Origin of the sequence: Desulfosarcina sp. (genome assembly GCF_033791525.1) — a bacterium.
In the GTDB taxonomy this organism is placed as follows: domain Bacteria; phylum Desulfobacterota; class Desulfobacteria; order Desulfobacterales; family Desulfosarcinaceae; genus Desulfosarcina.
In genome coordinates this window covers 1-5886 of sequence record NZ_JASJGN010000145.1, presented here as the reverse complement: position 1 = coordinate 5886, position 5886 = coordinate 1, and the positions used below count along the sequence as shown (strand labels likewise).

5 protein-coding genes are annotated in these 5886 nt (G+C 57.1%); 4 read left to right on the top strand and 1 reads right to left on the bottom strand.

The features are described 5' to 3' along the window. Positions 1-80: 80 nt before the first annotated feature. Positions 81-449 carry a DUF6488 family protein gene (locus QNK41_RS06740; RefSeq protein ID WP_319255053.1) on the bottom strand — a complete coding sequence of 123 codons (369 nt, stop codon included), beginning with the start codon at positions 447-449 and terminating at the stop codon, positions 81-83. A 438-nt stretch (positions 450-887) separates the two neighbouring features. On the opposite strand from QNK41_RS06740, the gene QNK41_RS06735 reads away from it, so the two are divergent. The 4 genes from QNK41_RS06735 to QNK41_RS22985 all read left to right on the top strand — a co-directional run bounded on the left by QNK41_RS06735 (position 888) and on the right by QNK41_RS22985 (position 5688). After that, positions 888-2243: a TolC family protein gene (locus tag QNK41_RS06735; protein WP_319255050.1), complete on the top strand. Its 1356-nt coding sequence runs from the start codon at positions 888-890 to the stop codon at positions 2241-2243. Next, positions 2240-3763: a TolC family protein gene (locus QNK41_RS06730; protein ID WP_319255048.1), complete on the top strand. Its 1524-nt coding sequence runs from the start codon at positions 2240-2242 to the stop codon at positions 3761-3763. The genes QNK41_RS06735 and QNK41_RS06730 overlap by 4 nt, the downstream gene beginning before the upstream one ends. A 317-nt stretch (positions 3764-4080) precedes the next feature. Next, the gene (locus QNK41_RS06725) at positions 4081-5511 is read left to right on the top strand and encodes an efflux RND transporter periplasmic adaptor subunit (RefSeq protein WP_319255046.1); all 1431 of its coding nucleotides are present in this window, start codon (positions 4081-4083) and stop codon (positions 5509-5511) included. Between the two features lie 39 nt (positions 5512-5550). Beyond that, the gene (locus QNK41_RS22985; protein WP_413815125.1) at positions 5551-5688 is read left to right on the top strand and encodes a four helix bundle protein; all 138 of its coding nucleotides are present in this window, start codon (positions 5551-5553) and stop codon (positions 5686-5688) included. Positions 5689-5886: the final 198 nt, after the last annotated feature.

Sequence of the window (5886 nt, the reverse complement as noted above, 5' to 3'; positions counted from 1 at the left end):
GGTATCGTTGCCATTGTAAGCTTGGGGGAATTGCTTGAATCGATAGTGCCGGATTGCATAAGCACCTCCATTAAACATCGTTATTCTCCGGTGAAATTTGACCCCGAATATTCCCCTTGAGGATCGAAGTAAAAATAGACGATGTCCGGGTCGCCACCGGACCGTTTAAACTGGACCACGGTTTCGCGGCTGTTTTCAGTGCCGCGGACGGATACGTGGATGGATGACAGGCCGGTTTCCCACGCTTCGGGCAGTTTTCCGGAGACGATCAGGCGATCGTATAGCTGCGTTGCCTTCTGGACGGCCTCAAGTGCAGAGAACGGGTCTTCAGTGTGGGTTTTTCCGCCATGGCTGTAGGCACCACCGGGGCCCGAAATGATCAGCCCCGCAGCGATCAATACGGCGATCAGCATCGGCCGCAGGTTCAGGTTTCTATTCGGTTTGATCATGGTCGCCTCCCCTATGGTTTCTGTTTCTTCCCGTTATCATTCAATATCCATACCACGCCGTCATTTACGGATCTCTGATGCATGGGTGATTTTGGGTTAACCGTGCGGAATTGGTCGAATCTCCCGTTAGTATGCCGCTTCATTTTATCTGTGCATGAGGGGTTAATGGTTTCCATGGCTTGCTGATAACTATTTACGCACTTTTCATTTCGCGCGTGCCATTCTGCGTAAATTTTACGCACTTATCTCCCCTTTAATCTCGCCAAAAAGTGTAATCCTATTAATAACAGTATGTTGAGATTCTGGCACGGCTATTGATTATACATAGCAGGAGTGGCGAGGCGGCACCGCTGGCTCGTCTTCAATCAACGCCAGGAGAATCTTATGGATCACCCGTTATCCCGAAGCCCTTTCCAACCGGCAGCCACAAGGTGGCCGATGCTGTATTCCATCAGCGCCTTCGTCCTGCTGCTGGGAATCACGCTGTTGTTTGCGGCAGGCGCAGTGGCTGGTGATCTTGAGCGTCCACCCACCAGCGAAGATCCAACCCTGAAAGATACCGTCTGGCTGGCCGACCTTGTCGAGCAGGCTTATTCCCATAATCCGTCGATTCAGCAGGCGCGCGAGTCGTGGCGGGCGACAGTGGAAAACTATCGGATTACGACCGGCTACCCGGATCCCCAGCTGATGGTCACCTGGTTTCCCGAGCCCATCGAGACACGGCTGGGTCCCCAGGATTGGAATGCTCAGATCTCCCAGATGATTCCCTTTCCCGGCAAGTTGTCCAAAGCCGGCGAGTTGGTGGCCGCCGACGCCCGCATCGCCCGCCTCAAGCTGGACATGGCGGTCAAGGAGACACTCCTGGCGGTCCGGGAGTCCTATTTCGAGCTGTGGTACATCCGGCAGGCCAAAACCGTGACCGAGCACAACGCCCGCCTGCTGGACCACATTCGAAAAATCAGCGAAACCGCCCACGCCGACAACCGGGCCACGCTCACGGACGTGGTCAAGGCCCAGTCCCAATCCGGGCAACTCCAATATGACGCCCTGCTGCTGGAGGAGTTGGAGCAGACGGAGATGGTCCGTCTCAACGGGTTGTTGAACCGCCCTCCCGAATCGGCCGTGGGAGAACTGGAGACACCGGTTCTATCACCGCTGTCCGCTGACGTGGAAACCATCTATGGGCTGGCCGAAGCCAATCAGGAGGAGATCCTCATGGCCCAGGTGGGTGTCGATAAAGGTGACACCAAGGTGTCGCTGGCGCGGTACCAGAACCTGCCGGACTTCAAGGTGGGGTTTTTCTACGCCGGTATCGGCGATCCCGATGTACCCGTTCAGCCCCGGGATGCCGGACGGGATGCCATCGGCCTGCAGGCGGGCATTTCCATCCCCCTGTGGTTCGGCAGGAACAACAGCCGGGTGAACAAGGCCATGGCGGAAAAGGCCATGGCCCGGGCAGAAAAAACAGTCCGCGTCAACGCGGTCCGGACCAAGATCCGCACCCTCTTTTTCAAGGCCCGCAATGCCCAGCGCATCGTCAGCCTGTACGAAACGGACCTGGTCCCCCAGGCGGCCCGTTCCATGGAAATTGCCGAGGTCTGGTACCGGGAGGGGGAGTCGTCGTTCACCGATTTCATCGAAACCCAGTCAGTCTGGTATAACTTTCAACTGGCCCTGGCGCGGGCCAAGGCGGATTACGGCATCAACCTGGCACGGCTTGAACGCATGGCGGGAAGATACCTGACCGGTGACGCGCGAATTTCTGCAGAACCTGCCGGAAAGGAGCAACCATGAAGATCCTGCCGATGGTTCTCACCGCAATCGCGCTGATCTGGGCAACCGGCCTGGCAGCCTGCGGATACCGGGATTTGAATCGGGACATGGACGCCTATACCCCGCCGGCCATGATTCAGCAGGCGCAGGCGCCAGTGCCGCCGGTTACCAGCGAACCGGATGCCTTCGAAGCCGAAAAGGCGACTATCGCAAGGTTGCGGGACCGCTGGGAAAAGGGGGTGGAAAGCAAGGCGCTGCCCGCTGGTAATTCCGCCATTTCCACAGAGATCATTGCCGCCGCAGACGATGATGCCCGGACCCTTGACCTGCTGCGGCCCCGCTTTTCCCTGCAGACGGTTCAGGCGCTGATCCTGCTGCGCAATCCTTCGGTTGAAAGCGCAACCCATCGATTTAGGGCGGCTCTGGAAGGATTCGACCAGGTGACCCAGCTGGACGAAATCCTGCGCCAGTATTCGGCATTTACGGAAGCGGTGATGCCCGGGGTGGGGCCCATGCAGGGCATGGACGCCATTCAGATGAAGTTTCCCTTCCCCGGCGTGACGGCCCTCAAAGGGCAGGTGGCGGAAAAGAACGTGGAAGCGGAAAAACATGCCCTGGACCTCGTCCGGCGCGACATTGTCGCCCAGGGATCCAAGGCTTACTGGAACCTGCTTTACATCCATCGGGCACAACGGATCACCCGGGACACCCTCGAGCAGCTGAACCACCTGGAGTCGGTTGCCACCACCCGCTACGGTGCCGGGAAAACCAGCTATCAGGACGTGGTCAAGATCCGCATCGGCCGGGAGAAACTGGAGGAGCAGCTGGCCACCTTGAAGGAGCAGCGGGTCAATCTGGAAACCGAGCTGTTGGCCCTGATGGACATCCAGCCGGGAATTTCTCTCGGTTGGCCGGACACCCCCACGCCGGACCTATCACTGCCCAAACTAGCGTCCCTCTATCCACTGGCGCTGGAAAACCGCCAGGAGCTGAATCGGATGCGGGCCATGCTGGGCAAGATGGAGCGGATGGTGGAGATGGCCGAAACCATGATTCAGCCGGCTTTTACCCAGAACTATTCACTCTTCACAGACGAAGCCGTTCTCCAGGCGGGCAGCGCCGGGATGAAGCCGACATTTGCCACCACGGTGTCACCCGCCCGGGGTAAAGGCCTGCCCAGGAATGCCTGGTTCGGCACCCGGGACACCTATCTCAGGGAGACGCGACGCAAACTAGACGCCCTGAAGGCCGATCTTGCTAATGCCGAGGCGCGCACCCGGGTGATGGTAAGAATGGGCTGGTTCGAGCTGGACCGGGCCCGGCGAGAGCGGTCCCTGTACAAGGACCGGCTGCTGGAGTTGTCCCAGACCTCCCTGGACGTATCCACCCGGGCCTATGAATCGGGCGGTGTCTCCTTTGCCGATGTGATCTCCTCATACACCGGCTGGCTGGATGTGAATCTGTCCAGCCAGCGGCGAAACAGTGACGTGGGCGTTGCCCGGGCGGAGCTGAGGCGACGGGTGGGCGCCCCGTTGCCATGACCGGACGCGCTAGAAGCCGGAGAACGCCAGATCCAGGGTTGTCGTGGCTTCACAGTCGTCGGTTGGGTTCCACCCCTGATGCCGAACAATTAAGGACACCGGGATAAGAATAGTTGCATAAGCGGGGCGCCCTTCCGTCAACACCCCTCACCCTGTCCCTCTCCCCAAAGGGGCGAGGGGACGTTGACACGACCCTCATTGATCGATGGGAACGAGCGACATGACACACCTCCCTCCCCCATTGAGGGGAGAGGGCCGGGGTGAGGGTTTTTTTTACAGGTTTTAGTGACGTTTCAACCACGAAAGGACGCGCATTCATGTTTGCCAAACTGATCATTATCGCTGTTGCGACACCGTTGATTGCTTTCTTGCCAACCATGTCGCCCGTGACGAACTGGGACCAGAAACATTTATTGTCTGTTTTTGGGCTGGCAACGGTGCACGCCGAAGAAGCGCTCAAGGCCGGCATGGTGGACCCAAAAACCGGCAAAAAGATCAAATACTGGGCGGCGCCCATGGACCCGACCTACATCCGCAACGAGCCGGGCCAGTCGCCCATGGGCATGGACCTGGTGCCGGTATACGAGGAGGCGGGAGAGGAGAAGGAACCCAGCTCCACCATCCGCATCGATCCCGTGACCCAGCAGAACATGGGGGTGCGACTGGGCCGTGTAGAGAAGAAAAGCCTCTCCAAATCAATCCGCACATTCGGCACCATCACCTACGATGAAACCGGTCTCTACTCGGTAAATACCAAATTCAATGGTTGGATCGAAATGCTCTACGTGGATTTCCTGGGGGAGCCGGTGGAAAAGGGACAGCCCCTGTTCGACATCTACAGTCCTGATCTGCTCACCGCCCAGCAGGAATACCTCATCGCCGTTCAGCAGCAGAAGGGGATAAACGGCAGTGGCGGCAAGAATGCCCGCAAGGGCGACAACCGGCTACTGGAGGCCTCGCGCACCCGTCTATCCTATTGGGATTTCACCGACGAACAGATCACCCAGTTGGAGACTGCCGGCGAGATTCAGAAGACGATCACGATCTTCTCACCAGCCTCGGGTGTGGTTATCAAGAAAAGTGCCCTGAAGGGACACTACGTCAAAGCCGGCGAGCACCAGTATGAAATTGCCGACCTGTCCACCGTGTGGGTGGATGTGGACATTTACGAATACGAGCTGCCTTGGGTCCACAAAGGCATGCCCGCCGGAATGGAGTTGTCTTATATTCCCGGTAAACGCTACGCAGGGGAAGTACTGTTTATCTACCCCTACCTGGATCCCAAAACCCGCACGGCCCGGTTGCGGCTCTCCTTTTCCAATCCCGGCAACCAACTCAAACCCGGGATGTACGCCAATGTCTATCTGCAGAGCACCCTGCCGGGGAAGCGGCTGGTAGTCCCCCAGGAGGCGGTGATCGACAGCGGTGTGCGTAAACGCGTCTTCGTCTCCAGGGGGAAAGGAAAGTTCGAGCCGAGGGATGTCACCATTGGTGCCGAGGGCAACGATTATGAATTTGAGGTCATCGACGGCCTGGCCGAAGGAGAGGAGATCGTTCTCTCCGGACAGTTCATGTTCGATTCGGAAAGCCGGCTGAAAGAGGCCATCGCCAAGATGCTTGAGGTCCGCAGTCAGGGAGCGGGAGGGGATCCTGATGATATAGATATGGACGATCTGGACATGGAGAGTATGACCATGGAAGACGACGATCTGGACATGAACGATATGACCATGGATTCGAATGAGTAACCGTTCACAGTTTACAGTTGCCGGTTCACGGTAAAAAAAATAGGAGACGGCCGCGATTATGGAATCGAAGATCAAATGCTGCGCTCATCTATAGCTATTCCATCAAATATTGCGGAAGAAAACGAAAGAAAGAGTGTTTCTGATTTACGAAAGTTTATCAATATCCAAAATGCTTAAATCGTTGCATAGATTTTTGAAAAAGCCGTGAACTGTGAACCGATAACCGTGAACAGTTTTTCTGAAGAGGAAGCCAAACCATGATCGAAAAAATCATCGAACTGTCCATCAAAAACAAGTTCATCGTGATCCTGGCGACCCTGTTCATCATCGCCGCCGGCATATACGCGATCGCACGCACCCCCCTGGACGCCATTC